This window comes from Kineococcus sp. R86509 (genome assembly GCF_042466365.1).
GTDB lineage: Bacteria > Actinomycetota > Actinomycetes > Actinomycetales > Kineococcaceae > Kineococcus.
The window spans coordinates 4,382,887-4,399,673 of the sequence record NZ_JAXHCE010000001.1; the positions used below are offsets into that span (position 1 = coordinate 4,382,887).

Here is a 16,787-nt window from a genome sequence, read left to right on the forward strand (position 1 = left end):
TACCCCGTCGCCGTCCTCGAGAAAGGTCAGACCGTGTCGTACGACACCCCGTCCCTGTCCGTCACCACCGGCGCCGCGGGAACGCTCTCGGCCACGACCGATCCCAAGGGCCACCCCGAGGCGGCGACGGGTTTCAACCTCCAGGGCCTGACCAAGCGCTTCGACCTGGGCCGCAAGAGCGTCCTGGCGCTGGAGCAGACGAACCTGGGGACGCGCAAGAACGCGTTCCTCTCGCTGCTCGGGCCCTCCGGCTGCGGGAAGTCGACGATCCTGCGCATCCTCGCGGGGCTCGAGACCCCCTCGGGCGGGGAGGCGCTGGTCAACGGCATGACGACCCGGGAGCTGCAGCGCGCCCACGAGCTGGGCGTCGCGTTCCAGGACTCCGCGTTGCTGCCCTGGCGCACGGTCGCCCAGAACATCCGGCTGCCCCTCGAGGTCGCCGGGGTCAGCCCGTCGAAGGGCCTCGTCGACGACCTCATCGGCCTCGTCGGCCTGAAGGGGTTCGAGAAGGCCAAGCCGGCCCAGCTCTCCGGCGGCATGCGCCAGCGCGTCTCCATCGCCCGCTGCCTCGTCGTGCAGCCCACGGTGATGCTGCTCGACGAGCCCTTCGGGGCGCTGGACGACATGACCCGCCAGCGCCTCAACGTCGAACTCCTGCGCATCTGGACCGAGAAGCCCGCGACGACCCTCATGGTGACGCACGGGATCTCCGAGGCGATCTTCCTCTCCGACGTCGTCGCCGTCATGAGCCCGCGCCCCGGCCGGGTCGTGGAGGTCGTCGAGATCGACCTGCCGCGCCCGCGCACGCCGGAGATGATGCGCACCCCGGAGTTCCACGCCTACCACGACCGGCTGTCCGAGATCCTCTTCGGCGGCGGCAGCGGGGACGAGCACTGATGGCGAGCTCGGTCCAGGAGGAGGCGGCCGTCACCGGTGTCGCCGGCGCCACGGCCCCCCGCAGCAGGCGCGTCGTCGCCGGGAAGGAGATGCCGCCGTGGGTCGGCGGCGTCATCGGCGTCGTCTCGGTGCTGGCGGTCTGGAGCCTCGTCAGCTCGATCTTCTTCGGCAGCAACGGGATCGTCCCCACTCCGTGGGGCGTCCTGCGCCAGTTCGGCGACACCGGGTTCCAGACCTACTGGAACAACCTCTCGGTCACGACGTCGTCGGCGGCGCAGGGTTGGCTGTGGGGGAACCTCGCCGCCATCGCCATCGCGGTGGTCGTGCTGCTCATCCCGCCGTTGGAGGGGGCGGCGAACCAGGTCGCGGTCATCTCCTACTGCATCCCGCTGACGGCGATCGGGCCCATCGTCCTCATCGTCTCCGACCCGGGTGCGCGGACTGCGTCGATCTTCCTCGCCGCGATCAGCGTCATCTTCACCTCCGTCGTCGGCTGCCTGCTCGGGTTGCGCGCCGCCGACCGCACCGCCCTCGACGTGGTGCACGCCTACGGCGGGTCGACGTGGACCGCGCTGGTGAAGGTGCGCCTCATCGCCGCGCTGCCCAACGTCTTCGGTGCCCTCAAGCTCGCCGCCCCGGCCTCCTTCCTCGGCGCGGTGCTCGGTGAGTACCTCGGTGGGGTGGACTCCGGCATCGGCATCATGATCATCGCGGCGCAGACCAACCTGAAGTACGCGCAGATCTGGGGCCTGGCGATCCTCTGCGGCCTCATCGCGGGCCTCGCCTACGTCGTCATCGGCCTCGTCGCGAAGCTCCTCACGCCCTGGTCCTCGACCGGTGAACGGAAGGCGGGTCTCTGATGGCCACCACGACCACGGGTGCACCCGCGGGCACCGAGGTGCACGAGAACCGCAGCAACGCCTCCGTCGCCTCCGCCGTGGGCAAGCGCATCGGGATCTCCGTGCTGACCCTGGTGATCTCCGCGGTCGTCCTCGTCATCGCCTGGTACGCCCTGCTGCGCATCCTCGCCATCGACGAGTTCGTCGGCAAACGCCCGCTCGACGTCTACCAGTGGCTGTTCGCCGACGACAAGGCCGCCGCCAACCGCAGCGACATGTGGGGCTGGCTGAAGGTCACGCTCACCGACTCGATCACGGGTTTCCTGGCCGGGGTCGTGGGCGCGATCGTCGTCGCGTCGCTGTTCACCGTGATCCGTCCGCTCGAGTTCGTCTTCATGCCGCTGGCCATGATGCTGCGTTCGGTCCCGCTCGTCGCGATGGCCCCGATCATCGGGATGACCTTCCACTCCGAACTGCTCCGTGCGGCGACCATCGGCGGCGTCGTCGTGTTCTTCCCCGTCCTGGTCAACGCGGCCATCGGTCTGCGTTCGGCCTCCCCGCAGGCGATCGACGTGATCCGGGTCAACGGCGGGACGAAGTGGACGGCACTGCGCCTGGTCGCCGTCCCGACCGCGCTGCCCAACCTGTTCGCCGCGATCCGCATCTCGGTGCCCGGCGCGGTCATCGGCGCGATGCTCTACGAGTGGCTGTTCAGCGGGACCGGGCTGGGATCGGAGATCTTCCGCGCCAACGCCAACGTCCAGTACAACAAGCTCTGGTCGATCGTCGTCGTCGTGACGTTCACCTCGATCCTGCTCTACACCGTCGTCAGCATCGTGGAGACGCTGGTGCTGGCCAAGTGGGGACCCAACGCCGGACGGCGCTGACCACCGCGTCGGGTTCGGTGAGGTGCGGCCAGTGCCCGGGGGAGAGTTCGCGCAGGTCGACCGAACCCACCCCCGGGTTCAGCGCGTGCAGGGCCGCGGCGTCGACGTCGCGGCTGGAGCGCACGTGGAGCGCCGGGACCCGCAGCGCGGCCAGGAGCGGGCGCGGGTCGAGGGCGAGCACGTCGAACCACAACGGACGCAGCGCGGCCTCCGGGGTGGCGAGGATCCCGGCCACGACCTCCTCGCGCAGTTCCGTCCGGCGAGGACCCCACGAGGAGCGCATCGACTCCTCGAGCACGGTGCGCCACACCGGTCCCCGCACGTCGGCTGCGCGGGCGACCTTGCGCGCCAACGCCTCCGGGGTGACGGGCACGTTGGAGTCCAGCAGCACCAGTCGCTCGACGAGCGAGGGGTGTCGCGCGGCGATCACCAGGCCGACGATCCCGCCGGTGCTGTGACCCACGAGCACGGAACCCGCCGGGACCCGCGTCGCCACCTCCTCGGCCACGGCGTCCAGGGACGCCCGACCCGCCACCGCAGGCGCACCGTGGTGGCCGGGGAGTTCGAGCGCCCGCACGTCGAACCCGTCGGAGAACGCCCCGGTCAGGAACCGGAACTGCGAGGTGTCGCAGCCGAGGCCCGGGAGCAGGACCAGCGGGTTCACGCGGTGGCGAGGACCCGCACCGACCACGGCGCCAGCCGCAACGAGCGACCGGCCGGGGCGGCCCGGTGGCGGCGGTCGGCGGTGCTGGACCAGCGGGGCTGGAACGTCGGCAACCCCTCGACGCTCGGCAGCACGACGTCACGCTGACGCGGTCCACCGTTCACGACGACGAGGACCGAGGCCTGACCCCGGTCGCGGCCGTCGACCAGGACCTGCAGGATCCGCCGGTCCGCCTCGTGCCAGTTCTCGCCGCTCATGGGCGTGCCGTCCTCGGCGAACCACATCAGGTCGCTGCGCTGGTCGCGGATCGGCGACCCGCGCCGCACCCCGGCCTCGCGCAGCACCGGGTAGCGCCTGCGCAGGGCCAGGAGTTCGCGGACGTCGTCGAGCAGTTCACGCTGCCAGCCCTCGAGCTCCCAGTCGATCCACGACGTCTCGTCGTCCTGGCAGTAGGCGTTGTTGTTGCCGCCCTGGCTGCGCCCGAACTCGTCACCCGCGGTGATCATCGGGACCCCGGTGGCGAGCACCAGCGTGGCGAACACGTTGCGGATGGCGCGTCGGCGCAGCTCCAGGACCGCCGCGTCGGTCGTCTCGCCCTCGACGCCGTGGTTGTAGCTGGTGTCGGAGTCGCTGCCGTCGCGGTTGCCCTCGCCGTTGGTCTCGTTGTGCTTGCGGTCGTAGGCGGTGAGGTCGGCGAGGGTGAACCCGTCGTGGGCGGTCACGAAGTTCACGCTCGTGAGCCGACCGCGCGCGACGTCGAAGGTGTCGGCGGAACCGGCGAAGCGGGTCGCGAGCTCCGGCAGGCCCCGGCCCCCGGCGACGGGGGCCGGGTGGCCCCAGGAGATCTCGCGGGCGTCGGTGAGCCAGAACCGGCGGATGCCGTCGCGGAACCGGTCGTTCCACTCGTGGACGGGGGCCGGGAACTGGCCGGTGCGCCAGCCGTAGGGCCCGACGTCCCACGGTTCGGCGATGAGCTTCGTGCCGGCCAGCACCGGGTCGGCACCGAGGGCGACCAGGAACGGGTGGTCGGGGGAGTACCCGTCCCGCCCGCGCGCCAGGGTCGTCATGAGGTCGAACCGGAACCCGTCGACGCCGTACTCGGTCACCCAGTGCCGCAACGAGTCCAGCGCGAACTGCACGACGCGGTGCTCGGCGAAGTCGAGGGAGTTGCCGCACCCGGTCACGTCGAAGGGGCGGCCGCCGGCGTCGCGCAGGTAGTACGTCGAGTCGTCCAGACCGCGCAGCGAGAGGTGCGGACCGTCCGGCCCCTCCTCGCAGGTGTGGTTGTAGACGACGTCGAGGATGACCTCGATCCCGTTCTCGTGCAGGGCCATCACGGCGCGCCGGAACTCCTCGCGCACGGCGTCGGCCCCGGCGTCCCGGGCCGCCGCGCTGGCGTACCCGGCGTGCGGGGCGTTGAACCCGAGGGTGTTGTACCCCCAGTAGTTCGACAGCCCGCGCCGACGCAGGGCGATCTCGGAGGTGCTCGCGTGCACCGGCAGCAGTTCCAGGGCCGTGACGCCGAGGGAGTTCAGGTGGGCCAGGACCGCGGGGTGCGCGAGCGCCGCGTAGGTCCCGCGCTCGGCCTCGGGCACCTCCGGGAACCGCTGGGTCAGCCCGCGCACGTGCGCCTCGTAGAGGACGGTGTCGGACCACGGGGTCCGCGGTCGTTCGTCCTCGAGCACCCGCAGCGCCTCGGGCATCGGCGCGAGCACCACCCCGCGGGGGACGTGCGGGGCGCTGTCGCGGAGGTCGGCGACCGCGAGGTCGCCCTCGAGGTCCTCGCCGACGGTGTGCCCGAAGATCTCGGGGGTGAGGGCGACCTCGCCCTCCACGCCCCGGGCGCAGGGGTCGAGCAGCAGCTTGGCCGGGTTGTGCCGCAGCCCGCGCTCGGGGTCCCAGCGGCCGTGCACGCGCAGGCCGTAGCGGGTGCCGGCGACCAGACCGGGGACGTGACCGTGCCACACGCCGAGCTCGACGTCGGGCAGGGCCGTGCGGGTCTCGCGTCCCGCGTCGTCGAAGAGGCACACCTCGACCCCGTCGGCGTGGGCCGCCAGCACCGCGACGTCCGCCCCGTCACCGGTGAGCGTGACCCCCAGCGGGTGCGCGCGGGTCGGCGCGCCGCGACCGGGCGACGTCGCTGCGGTGGGCTCTCGGTGGGTCGGGACAGGCACCGGCGCAGTCTGCCAGTCCTTAGACTGTCGGGTGTGAGCGCGTACCTGGACCACGCCTCGACGACGGCCCTGCGCCCGGAGGCGCTCGAGGCGTTCGTCGGCGAGTCCCGCGTCGGCGCCGGCAACCCGTCCTCGCTGCACTCCGCGGGCCGTCGCGCCCGGGTGGCGGTGGAGGAGAGCCGCGAGGCGCTGGCGAGCGCGCTCGGCGCCCGCCCGGGGGAGGTCGTCTGGACCTCCGGGGGCACCGAGAGCGACAACCTCGCCCTGCAGGGACTGCTGCGCGCCCGTCGCGCCCTCGACCCGGCCCGGCGGCGGGTGCTGCTCAGCGCCACCGAGCACCACGCCGTCCTCGACTGCGTCGAGTGGCTGCAGGCCCACGAGGGGGCCGAGGTGACCTGGCTGCCCGTCGACGCGAGCGGGCGCACCGACCTCGACGCCCTGGCCGCCGCCCTCGCCGACGGCGGGGGTGACGACGTGGCCCTCGTCTCGCTGATGTGGGCCAACAACGAGGTCGGCACCGTCCAGCCCGTCGCGCAGGCCGCGGAGCTCGCCCACGCGGCCGGGGTCCCGCTGCACACCGACGCCGTCCAGGCCGTGGGGCACCTGCCGCTCGACTTCGCCGCCTCCGGCGCGGACCTGCTCTCCCTCTCGGCCCACAAGTTCGGTGGTCCCGTCGGCAGCGGGGCGCTGCTGGTCAAGCGCGGCACCACGCTCGTCCCCCTCGTCCACGGCGGCGGGCAGGAGCTCGGCGTCCGGTCGGGGACCCTGGACGCGGCGGGGGCCCGGGCGACCGCGGCCGCGCTCACCGCGGCGACCGCGGGCCTGCCGGCGGAGGTCGCCCGGCTCTCGGTCCTGCGCGACCGGCTGGTCGCCGGCCTGCTGGAGGTCCCCGGCGCCACCCTGCGGGGAGCCGCCGCCCCCGACCGGCTGCCGGGCAACGCCCACGTGACCTTCGACGGCTGCGAGGGGGACTCCCTCACCTACCTCCTCGACGCCGCCGGGGTCGAGTGCTCGACCGGGTCGGCCTGCCAGGCGGGTGTCCCGCAACCCAGCCACGTCCTGCTCGCGATGGGCCTGAGCGCGACCGAGGCGGCCGGCGCCCTGCGGTTCTCGCTGGGCTGGAACTCCACCGACGCCGACGTCGACGCGGCGCTCGCCGCGATCGGGCCGGCGGTCGAACGGGCCCGGCGGGCGACGGGGTCGCGCACGGCCCGGGCGCGGCGACGACCGCGCACGACGAAGGAACTGGCCATGGGATCGACCGGGGGAGTGTCCTGATGCGTGTGCTGGCCGCGATGAGCGGTGGGGTCGACTCGGCGGTCGCCGCCGCCCGGGCCGTCGACGCCGGGCACGAGGTCGTCGGCGTGCACATGGCGCTGAACCGCAACCCCGGGACCCTGCGGACGGGCTCCCGCGGCTGCTGCACGATCGAGGACTCCCTCGACGCGCGCCGCGCCGCGGACCTGCTCGGCATCCCGTTCTACGTCTGGGACCTCTCCGACGACTTCGTCGAGGACGTCGTGGAGGACTTCGTCGCCGAGTACGCGGCGGGCCGGACCCCGAACCCGTGCGTGCGCTGCAACGAGCGGATCAAGTTCGCGGCCCTGCTCGACAAGGGGATCGCCCTGGGCTTCGACGCCGTCGCCACCGGTCACTACGCGCAGATCGTCACCGGGGCCGACGGGCGGGCGCAGCTGCACCGCGCCGCGGACGCGGCCAAGGACCAGTCCTACGTGCTCGCCGTCCTGGACGCCGACCAGGTCGCGCACGCGATGTTCCCCCTCGGCGACGCCCCGACGAAGGCCGAGGTCCGGGCCGAGGCGACGCGGCGCGGGCTGCCCGTGGCGAACAAGCCCGACAGCCACGACATCTGCTTCATCCCCGACGGCGACACCCGGGGTTTCCTCGCCGACCGCCTCGGTGAGGTCCCCGGCGAGATCGTCGACGAGTCCGGGGAGGTGCTCGCGACCCACTCCGGCACCTACGGCTACACCGTCGGCCAGCGCAAGGGTCTCGGGATCTCCAAGCCCGCCGCCGACGGTCGTCCGCGCTACGTGCTGAGCATCGAACCCGTCCGCCGCACCGTCACCGTGGGCCCGGCGGAGCGGCTCGCGGTCCAGGCCCTCGAGGCCGTCGACGCGATCTGGAACACCGAGGCACCGCTGGGACCGGTGGAGGTCCACGTCCAGGTCCGTGCCCACGGCGAACCCGTGCCCGCCGTCGCCGAGCTCGTCGGCGAGGTGCTGCAGGTGCGGCTGCGGACCCAGCTCACCGGCGTCGCGCCGGGGCAGACGGTCGCCGTCTACCGCGGGACCCAGGTGCTCGGTTCCGCGACGATCTCCGGGACGACCACGGCCTGAGCCACCCGTCTCCACTGCGCCTCAGGCGGACGCGACCTGCGGGGCCGGCGCCGCGGACAGGGCGCCCTGGGCCTGCCCCGCGATGTGCGCGGGCTGCGGTCGGGCGTAGAGGTAGCCCTGGGCGTAGGTGCAGGACAGGTCCCGCAGCACCTGGGCCTGCTGCTCGGTCTCCACCCCTTCGGCGACGACGTCGAGGCCCAGGCTGCGGGCGAGTTCGATGATGCTCGCGACCAGCGTCGTCGCCGACCCGCCCTGGGCGAGGTCGCTGATGAACGAACGGTCGATCTTGACCGTGTCGACCGGTAGTCGGCGCAGGTAGGAGAGGCTCGAGTAGCCGGTCCCGAAGTCGTCGATGGCCACCAGGACGCCGGTGGCGCGCAGCTGCGCCAACCGCGCGGACACCGCCTCGAGGTCGTCGACGAGGACGCTCTCGGTCACCTCCAGCGTGAGCTGGTGCGGACGCAGGCCGCTCTCGCGCAGGGCCGCGCGGACGGTCTCGATGATCTCGTCGGACCCCAGCTGGACGGCGGAGAGGTTGACGGCGATGCCGACGGGGTGACCGCGTTCGGCCGTCCAGGTCGCGGCCTGCATCGTCGCGGTGCGCAGCACCCAGGCCCCGATGGCGAGGATGTCCCCGCTGGCCTCGGCCAGCGGGACGAACTCCAGCGGCGGGACGGTGCCGCGCTTCGGGTGCTGCCAGCGCAGCAGCGCCTCGTACCCCTTCGTGGAGGTCTCCTCCCCGCCCTTCCGGTAGTCCACCGTCGGCTGGTAGAAGACCTCGAACTGGTCCTCGGCCAGCGCGGCCGCGAGGTCGTCGCGCAACGAGGCCTTGTCCTGCGCGGCCTGCGACATCCCCTCGGCGTAGGCGACGAGCCGGTTCTTGCCGCTGGTCTTGGCCCAGTACATCGCCAGGTCGGCGTTGCGCAGGAGTTCCGCGGGGGCGTCCAGATCGCTGACCGTGCCGCACATCGTCGCCGTGTCGGCGGTACCGAGGCTGGCGTGGACGTAGATCTGCTGTCCCTGGACGTCGACGGGCTGGGCCAGGCTGGCGAGGAACCGTTCACCGACCCGGCGCGCAGGGCCCGATCCGCCGTGGATGACGACGGCGAACTCGTCCCCGCCGAGGCGGGCGACGAGGTCGGCGCTGCGGACCGAGGCGCGCAGGCGCTGCGCGACGGCGAGCAGCAGCTGGTCGCCGGCCGCGTGGCCCCGGGAGTCGTTGACGTTCTTGAAGTCGTCGAGGTCGACGAAGAGCACCCCGAGCTCGTCGTGACGGGACAGCCCGCGGGTGAGGAACTCGGTGAGCATCGTGCGGTTGGCGAGGCCGGTCAGGGGGTCGCGCAACCCCTGCTGCTCGTTGAGCCGCCAGGACGAGAGGTGCGTGACGCTGGCTGCCAGGACGAACCCGGCGTGGATCGCCATCCACCGCCAGGGGTGGGTCATCGCGGAGTGGTGGTCGTAGACGTCCTCCGGGAAGAGGGTGCCGATGAGGCCGTGGTGGACGACGACGATCGCCAGCCCGACGCTGAAGGGGACCCAGTCCTGGTAGAGGGCGACGAGGCCCACCATGACGAAGAAGTGGAAGTGCGCCTCGGTCTGCCCGTGCCAGAACTGCACGAGCACCGTGGAGGCGAGGAACAGGCTGACCGAGGCGGTCGCCGACCGGAGCTTGCGCGAGTAGAACGTCGGGGTCGCCAGGACCAGCGGAGCCGCGACGAGCGCGCCACCCGCGAAGCTCACCAGGACTCCCTGCCCTGCGAAGGCACCGAAGACGACCAGCGCGACCGCCTGCAGACCGGCGACCCGCACGATCGCCCGGTGGCGGCGGTGCCACACCTCGTCGGGCAGCATCCGCCCGCGCGGCAGCAACGAGAAGGCAGCACTGGCCCGTCGACGCACGAGGTCCCAGACGGAGGTCACCCTCCTGCATCGGCAGGCGGTACCGCGGTGGAGATCCGGACCACCCGAACGGCCCAGTCAGCTGACGAGCACCGTGACCGTGTGGATGAAGACCCCGACCAGACCGCCCACGACCGTGCCGTTGATGCGGATGAACTGCAGGTCGCGACCGACGTGCAGCTCGATCCGCTGGGCCGCGTCGTCACCGTCCCAGCGGGCCACGGTGTCGGAGATGACCGTCGCCAGTTCCGGGGCGAAGCGGCGCACGACGTGCCCCGCGGCGTCGGAGACGTGCCCCTCGACCCGCTTGGCGAACACCTCGTCCTCGACGAGGCGGTGGCCGAGGTCGACCAGGGCCTCCTCGCTGCGGGCCCGCAGCGAGGACGTGGGGTCCTCGAGCGCCTCGAGCAGGAAACCCCGCACGCTGGACCACAACCCGGCGACGGTGTCGGCCAGGCCGGGGGAGTTCAGCAGCCGCTGCTGGAACTCGTCCGCCTTGGCCCGGGTCTCCGGGTCGTTCTGCAGCGCGTCGGCGTAGCGGGCCAGCAGGTCGTCGATGGCCTTGCGGCCCGCGCTGTCGCGGTCGGCGACGACCTCGTCGACCCAGTTCTGGGCCTCGGTGTAGACGCGTTTGCCGAGCCGGTCGTTGAGCCAGTCCGGGACCCACAGCGGTGCCCGGCCGGTGACCATCGTCCGGACGCGGTCCTCGTTGGCCCGCAGCCAGCGCTGCGCCTCGGCCAGCGTCAGGTCGACGACGGGGTGGTGGGTGCCGTCGGCGACGACCTCGCCCAGCAACCGGCCCACCGTCGGGCTCCACGACTGCGCCCCGAGGCGCCGGACGACGACCTGGTCGAGGACGTTGGTGACCTCCTCGTCGCGCAGGATCCCCAGCGCCCCGGTGAGGACCGTCGAGGCCTCGTCGACGACGCGGGCCGCGCCGCCGCGCTCGGTCAGCCACGACCCCACCCGGCGGGGGATCCCGGCGCGCACCACCTTGTCGCGCACGACCTCCTCGGCGAGGAAGTTCTCGGCCACGAACTGCTCGAGGCTCTTGCCCAGCGCCTCCTTGCGGCGCGGGATGAGCGCGGTGTGCGGGATCGGCAGCTTCAGCGGGTGCCGGAACAGGGCGGTGACGGCGAACCAGTCCGCGACCGCGCCGACCATCGCGGCCTCGGCGGCGGCGTTGACGTAGCCCATCGCCCCGGTGTCGCCGATGGTCAGGGCGTAGACGATCGCGGCCAGCACGAGCAGGCTCGTCGCGATCGTGCGCATGCGGCGCAGCGCGGAGCGGCGTTCGTCGTCGGTCATCGAGGGCTCACCGGCTCATCCTCACCCAGGACCGCCCCTGGTCGACACCGCACACCCGCTGGCGCGGGTGCGCGGTCCGGCGGTCACGACCCCATCAACGCCCACCGCAGGGCCTCCTGCCAACGGGCCGACGGCTCGACCCGGGTCCGTCGGAGGACGGACCCGGGCCGGGCGGGGTTCCTCAGATCGAGGAGCCGGCGCGGGCCGCGCGCAGCACCTTCGCCAGCAGGTCCTCCCCGGGCCCGCCGGCGACCGGCGGCAGCCCGACCCCCTCGCAGGAGAGGTCGCCGGCCGGGGTCGCCCCGGTGGTCAGGAACGCGTCGACGACGTCGTCCACGCAGGCGTTGCCCATCCCGTAGATGCCGTGGTCACCCTCGTCCTCGACGGTCAGCAGGATCGAGGAACCCAGCGCCTCGTGCGTCTTCACGGCACCCTCGTAGGCGGTGGCCGGGTCGTGGCGGGACTGCACGATGAGCAGCGGCGGCAGGTCGGCGCCGTCGACGTCCGGCAGGCGCAGGTCGGCGCGGTCCCAGTACGCGCAGATCTGGGCCGACTGCCCGTAGCCCAGCAGCGGGTACTTCGCGCCCTGCTCGTCCCCGACGGCGTTCCAGTGCTCCTGGCTGCGGTTCCACGGGCTGTCGTTGCAGGTGGTTGCGGCGAACGTCGCCGTCTGGCTCTCGGCGGCCGGGGGTGCGGGGGCCAACGCGCGGGCGAGGGCGGCGACGCTCGAGCTCAGGGCCGCCGGGGCCTGCGCGTCACCGGGACCCCGCAGGTCGTGGAGGAGCTGGACGCCGGAGAGCAACCACGAGAGCTGACCGAAGCTCGACTTGCCGTACATCGACTGCGCCACGAGGGCGTCGAGCACGGTGCCGTCGAGGGGCAGACCCGGGATCTCCAGCGGCCGGGCGGCCAGGTCCGCGCGCAGCCGGTCGTAGGTCGCCACGACCTCCTCGCCGGTGGAACCCAGACCGTAGGAGGAGTTCCCGGCCGCGGCCCAGGGGGCGTAGTCCTGCTCGAAGCGGCGCTGGAAGGCCATCGGCTGGTAGGAGAAGACCTGCTCGTAGCCGGCGGTCGCGTCGACGGTGGAGTCGAGCACGAAGCGCCCGACCCGGCCCGGGAGCTGCGTCGCGAACTGCGTGCCCAGCCAGGTCCCGCCGGAGTAGCCGACCCAGTCGATGGTGTCGCGGTCGAGCGCGTCGCGGACCAGGTCGACGTCGAGCACCGTCTGCCGGGTGTTCACCACGTCCTTCAGCGGGTCGTCCGCGCAGGCGTCCGCCGCGGCCTGCACGACCTTCGCGGTCAGGGCGAGGGCCTCGGGGGAGCGGTCGTGGGGGTCGGGGAGCGCACCGTAGGCCGAGGTCAGGTCGCCGCCGCAGGTGAGGGGCGAACTCGCCCCGGTGCCCCGGACGTCGAGGCCGATGACCTCGGTGGCGGCGAGCGCCGGGATCGAGGAACCCAGCGTGGCCAGCGTCAGACCCGCACCTCCCGGTCCGCCCGGGTTGGTGATGATGCTCCGCTGCGGGCGGGGACCCGCGTGCGGGACCCGGCTGATCGTCACCTGCAGCGGGTCGCCCTCCTCCGGGGCGTTCCAGTCGCGCGGGACGGCCACCTGCGCGCACTCCAGACCCCCGACGAGGGCGTTGAGGACCCCGATCTGCGCGGGCGTGCACGGGGTCCAGGCGAGGTCCTGGTCCCGGTAGCGCTGGGGGGTCCGCGCCTCGAACTCCCGCTGCGCCTCCTCCACGGTGGCGGGGCGCTGGATCCCCGGGACGGAGGGTTGCGCGGCGGCGGGCTGCACCACCATCAGCAGGGGCCCGGCGAGCGCGAAGGCGCTCACCGTGGCGAGGACGGCGGGTCGGCGGTGGGGCACGGGTGGACCTCCCGGGTCGCCCGGGACCTCGGTGGATCCCAGGTGTCGGCTGTGAGCCCGTCCATCCACCCGCATCCGGAACCCCGGTGTCACCGGGCGAGCGGTGATCGTCGCATCCTCCCTTCGGGGGACCCGCCCCCGCCGCGCTACGGTCGCGACGTGCCAGAAGACGTGTCAGAGAACGCACCAGGAACGGCCGCCGCCGTCGGATCCATGCCGGGGGAGGACCCGCGCGAGGCCGCGCGGACCGTCTTCGGTGAGCTCGGCGAACCCCCGCACGTCCCGCACCTGCCGCAGCTGCCGGCCCGGGGGCCCGGGGCGGACGCGCTGGGACGCACGGCGTCGCTGCTGGTGGACCTGCACGTGGACCTGCAACCCGCGGGGTGGCGCTTCGTCGACGCCCCCGGCCGCGACGCCGGGCGGGCGGCGTCGTTCCTGCGCGCCGACCTCGACGAGCTCGCCGAGGCCGCCGACGGCTGGAGCGGCCCGCTGGCGCTCGCCGTCGTGGGGCCGTGGTCGCTGCTGGCCGCGGTCGAGCTGCACCGCGGCGAGCGCGCCGTCTCCGACCACGGCGCCCGGCGCGACGTGATCGCCTCACTGGCCGAGGGGTTGAAGGTGCACGTCGGCGACGTGCGGCGCCTCGTCCCCGGCGCGCAGGTCGTCGTGCACGTCGAGGAACCCTCCCTCGCCGCCGTCCTCGAAGGCCGGGTCCCGACCCAGTCCGGGTACGGGACGTTGCGCTCCGTGGACCGCTCGCTCGTGCGCGACGGGTTGCGCGACGTCCTCACCGCCGTCCGCGACGCGGGCGCCGAGCCCGTCGTCCGGCTGCGGGCCGAGGACGCGCCCTGGGCGCTGGTCCGGGAGGCGGGGGCGGCCGGCATCGCGCTCGACGTCCGCGACCTCGGCGTGGCGGGCTGGGAGTCGGTCGCGGCGGGGATCGAGGACGGGCTGCGGCTGTGGGCGGGGATCCTGCCCGTGACCGGGACCGCCCCGGCGGTCGCCGCGCTCGTCGACGTGGTGCGGGTGCCGTGGCGACGGATCGGGTTGCCCGCGACCGGGTTGGCCGATGTCGTCGTGACCCCGGCCGAGGGGTTGTCGCAGACGGACCCCGCGGCCGTGCGGGGACTGCTGACGCGGCTGCGCGAGGCGGCCGGGGCGATGGCGGAGGCCTCCGGTGACTGACCTGACCTTCCGCGAGGCGGAACCCGCCGACGTGGCCGACGTCGTGGCCCTCGTCGAGTCGGCCTACCGGGGGACTCGAGCCGGGCCGGCTGGACGACCGAGGCGGACCTGCTGGACGGTCGCCGGACCGACGAGGCGGGGATCGCCGCCGTGCTCGCGGCGCCCGACGCGACCCTGCTGCTGGCCGAACGCGACGGCCGGACCGTCGGCTGCTGCGAACTGCGACGGGTCGGGGAGCTCGGCTACTTCGGGACCTTCGCGGTCGACCCCGCGATCCAGGGCGGGGGCATCGGCGCCCGGCTGCTCGCCCACGCCGACGCGGAGGCGGTGCGGCGCTGGGGCGCGCCCGCGCTGGAGATGACCGTCATCGCCCAGCGCGGGGACCTCATCGCCTGGTACGAACGGCTCGGGTTCGTCGCGACCGGTGAGCGGCGCCCGTTCCCCTACGGCGACGAACGGTTCGGCCGGCCCCGCCGCGACGACCTGGAGTTCGTGGTCCTGCGGCGGCCGACGGGAACCAGTCGCCGTTGACCGATCGGCCCTGACCCGCTCCCGGGCACGTGTCGGACCTGCGCGGCAGGATGGCTCCCGTGAACGACGACGGTCTGGTCCCGCCCGCTGCGAGGCACCGCTGGGAGGAGCTCGTCGCCCGGATCGAGGGTGCGCGCTTCTCCTACTACGTGCGCGACTCCTCGCCGCTGAGCGACGGGCAGTACGACGAGCTGGAGAAGGAGCTGCGCGCGCTCGAGGACGAGCACCCGCAGCTGCGGACCCCCGACTCGCCCACCCAGACCGTCGGGGGGACCTTCTCGACGGAGTTCACCGCCGTCGACCACCCCGAGCGGATGCTCAGCCTCGACAACGCCTTCTCCACCGACGAGCTCTCCTCGTGGGCGGCCCGGGTGGAGAAGGAGGTCGGCGCGGGCGCCCGCTACCTGTGCGAACCGAAGATCGACGGCCTCGCCATCGACCTCGTCTACGAGGACGGCCGCCTCGTCCGGGGCGTCACCCGCGGCGACGGTCGGACGGGGGAGGACGTGACCTTCAACGTCCGCACGATCGACGACATCCCGCACCGCCTCCGCGGGGAGGGCGTCCCGGAGTTCCTCGAGGTCCGCGGCGAGGTGTTCTTCCACCTGGAGGGTTTCGCGGCCATCAACGCGGGGCTCGTCGAGGCCGGGAAGCCCCCGTTCGCGAACCCGCGCAACGCCGCCGCGGGGTCGTTGCGGCAGAAGGACCCCCGGGTGACCGCGACGCGTCCGCTGCGGATGCTGGTGCACGGCATCGGCGCGCGCCGCGGGATGGAGAACGACTCGCAGTCCGGGGCCTACGAGAAGCTCGCCGCCTGGGGGCTGCCGACGTCCCCGCGGGTCAGGGTCGTGGACACCCTGCCCGAGGTGGCGGACTACGTCCGGTACTACGGCGAGCACCGCCACGACGTCGAGCACGAGATCGACGGGGTCGTCGTCAAGGTCGACCAGGTCCCCCTGCAGCGCAGGCTGGGTTCCACCTCGCGCGCACCGCGGTGGGCCATCGCCTACAAGTACCCGCCCGAGGAGGTCACGACGCTCCTGCGCGACATCCAGGTCAACGTGGGTCGCACCGGGCGGGTCACCCCGTTCGCGGTGCTCGAACCCGTCCTGGTGGCGGGGTCGACGGTCGGCATGGCGACCCTGCACAACGCCGACGAGGTCAGGCGCAAGGGCGTCCTCATCGGTGACACCGTGGTGGTCCGCAAGGCGGGCGACGTCATCCCCGAGGTCCTCGGCCCGGTCGTCGAGTCCCGGACCGGTGACGAACGCGAGTTCGTGATGCCGACGCACTGCCCCGAGTGCGGGACGGAACTGGCCCACCAGAAGGCCGACGACGTCGACATCCGCTGCCCCAACTCCCGCAGCTGCCCGGCGCAGCTGCGCGAACGCGTCTTCCACCTCGCGGGTCGGGGGTCCTTCGACGTCGAGGCCCTCGGCGACAAGGCGGCGACGGCGTTGCTGGAGGCCGGGGTCATCACCGACGAGGGCGACCTCTTCACCCTCACCGAGGACGACCTGACCCGCGTCCCGCTGTTCACGACGAAGGCGGGTGCGATCTCCGCCAACGGCAAGCGCCTGCTGAAGAACCTCGAGGAGCGCAGGTCGCAACCGCTGTGGCGGGTGCTGGTCGGGTTGTCGATCCGCCACGTCGGCCCCACCGCCGCCCGTGCGCTGGCCGACCGGTTCGCGTCGATGACCGCGATCGAGGAGGCGAGCTCCGAGGAGATCGCCTCCGCCGAGGGCGTCGGCCCCACGATCGCGGACGCGGTGGTCGAGTGGCTGGCCATCGACTGGCACCGCGACGTGGTCCGCAAGTGGCGCGAGGCCGGGGTGCGGATGGCGGACGAGCGCGACGAGACGACCCCGCGGGTGCTGGAGGGGTTGTCGATCGTCGTCACCGGTTCGCTGACCGGGTTCTCCCGCGACGAGGCGAAGGAGGCGATCTTGTCCCGCGGCGGCAAGGCCTCCAGCGGCGTCTCGAAGAAGACGGACTACGTCGTCGTCGGGGAGGCCGCAGGGACGAAGGCCGACAAGGCCGAGCAGTTGAAGGTCCGGGTCCTCGACGAGGAGGGTTTCGTCACGCTGCTCGAGGGTGGGCCCGACGCGGTGGCCCTGCCCGAGCCGGACGCGGAACCCGACGAGGAGGCCGAGCCCGAGGGCTCGTGACGTCCCCG

12 protein-coding genes and 1 pseudogene are annotated in these 16,787 nt (G+C 73.3%); 8 read left to right on the plus strand and 5 right to left on the minus strand.

Features of this window, described 5'->3' with window-relative positions:
• The first annotated feature begins 33 nt into the window (after positions 1-33).
• Genes SJY07_RS21370 through SJY07_RS21380 form a run of 3 tightly spaced genes read left to right on the plus strand, consistent with a single transcriptional unit; the run spans position 34 to position 2,623 of the window.
• Positions 34-897, plus strand: coding sequence for an ABC transporter ATP-binding protein (locus tag SJY07_RS21370; RefSeq protein WP_328292196.1), 864 nt, complete (start codon positions 34-36; stop codon positions 895-897).
• Entirely contained in the window at positions 897-1,757 is an 861-nt protein-coding gene (locus tag SJY07_RS21375) for an ABC transporter permease subunit (RefSeq protein ID WP_328292195.1), read from the plus strand. Before SJY07_RS21370 ends, SJY07_RS21375 begins: the two co-directional genes overlap by 1 nt.
• On the plus strand, positions 1,757-2,623 hold the full coding sequence (locus tag SJY07_RS21380) for an ABC transporter permease (protein WP_380161493.1): 867 nt from the start codon (positions 1,757-1,759) through the stop codon (positions 2,621-2,623). The genes SJY07_RS21375 and SJY07_RS21380 overlap by 1 nt, the downstream gene beginning before the upstream one ends.
• Here the strand turns inward: SJY07_RS21380 and SJY07_RS21385 are convergent.
• Together SJY07_RS21385 and glgX are read right to left on the minus strand one after the other, a co-directional pair.
• Positions 2,565-3,287, minus strand: coding sequence for an alpha/beta fold hydrolase (locus SJY07_RS21385; protein ID WP_380161494.1), 723 nt, complete (start codon positions 3,285-3,287; stop codon positions 2,565-2,567). The two genes, SJY07_RS21380 and SJY07_RS21385, sit on opposite strands and share 59 nt — an antisense overlap.
• Complete coding sequence (gene glgX / locus SJY07_RS21390; RefSeq protein ID WP_380161495.1) at positions 3,284-5,461, minus strand: glycogen debranching protein GlgX; 2,178 nt, start codon at positions 5,459-5,461, stop codon at positions 3,284-3,286. Before glgX ends, SJY07_RS21385 begins: the two co-directional genes overlap by 4 nt.
• A gap of 33 nt (positions 5,462-5,494) precedes the next feature.
• Between glgX and SJY07_RS21395 the strand changes: the two genes are divergently transcribed.
• Together SJY07_RS21395 and mnmA are read left to right on the plus strand one after the other, a co-directional pair.
• Positions 5,495-6,739, plus strand: a complete 1,245-nt coding sequence (locus SJY07_RS21395) for a cysteine desulfurase family protein (protein ID WP_328292191.1) — start codon at positions 5,495-5,497, stop codon at positions 6,737-6,739.
• Entirely contained in the window at positions 6,739-7,821 is a 1,083-nt protein-coding gene (mnmA, locus tag SJY07_RS21400; protein ID WP_328292190.1) for a tRNA 2-thiouridine(34) synthase MnmA, read from the plus strand. Before SJY07_RS21395 ends, mnmA begins: the two co-directional genes overlap by 1 nt.
• 21 nt (positions 7,822-7,842) lie before the next feature.
• On the opposite strand, the gene SJY07_RS21405 is transcribed toward mnmA, so the two are convergent.
• The 3 genes from SJY07_RS21405 to SJY07_RS21415 all read right to left on the minus strand — a co-directional run bounded on the left by SJY07_RS21405 (position 7,843) and on the right by SJY07_RS21415 (position 12,898).
• Positions 7,843-9,741 (minus strand): putative bifunctional diguanylate cyclase/phosphodiesterase, encoded by a 1,899-nt coding sequence (locus tag SJY07_RS21405; RefSeq protein WP_380161496.1) that lies wholly within the window; start codon positions 9,739-9,741, stop codon positions 7,843-7,845.
• Between the two features lie 57 nt (positions 9,742-9,798).
• Positions 9,799-11,028, minus strand: a complete 1,230-nt coding sequence (locus SJY07_RS21410) for a DUF445 domain-containing protein (RefSeq protein ID WP_328292188.1) — start codon at positions 11,026-11,028, stop codon at positions 9,799-9,801.
• 181 nt (positions 11,029-11,209) lie between these two features.
• Entirely contained in the window at positions 11,210-12,898 is a 1,689-nt protein-coding gene (locus SJY07_RS21415; protein ID WP_328292187.1) for an alpha/beta hydrolase, read from the minus strand.
• 159 nt (positions 12,899-13,057) lie between these two features.
• Here SJY07_RS21415 and SJY07_RS21420 point away from each other — a divergent pair, with 159 nt between their 5' ends.
• The 3 genes and pseudogenes from SJY07_RS21420 (at position 13,058) to ligA (ending at position 16,779) form a co-directional block, all read left to right on the plus strand.
• Positions 13,058-14,080: a methionine synthase gene (locus tag SJY07_RS21420; RefSeq protein WP_328292186.1), complete on the plus strand. Its 1,023-nt coding sequence runs from the start codon at positions 13,058-13,060 to the stop codon at positions 14,078-14,080.
• Positions 14,073-14,611, plus strand: a pseudogene (locus SJY07_RS21425) (GNAT family N-acetyltransferase). The gene SJY07_RS21420 and the pseudogene SJY07_RS21425 overlap by 8 nt, the downstream one beginning before the upstream one ends.
• Positions 14,612-14,661: 50 nt before the next feature.
• On the plus strand, positions 14,662-16,779 hold the full coding sequence (ligA, locus tag SJY07_RS21430) for an NAD-dependent DNA ligase LigA (RefSeq protein ID WP_380161497.1): 2,118 nt from the start codon (positions 14,662-14,664) through the stop codon (positions 16,777-16,779).
• Positions 16,780-16,787 lie beyond the last annotated feature (8 nt).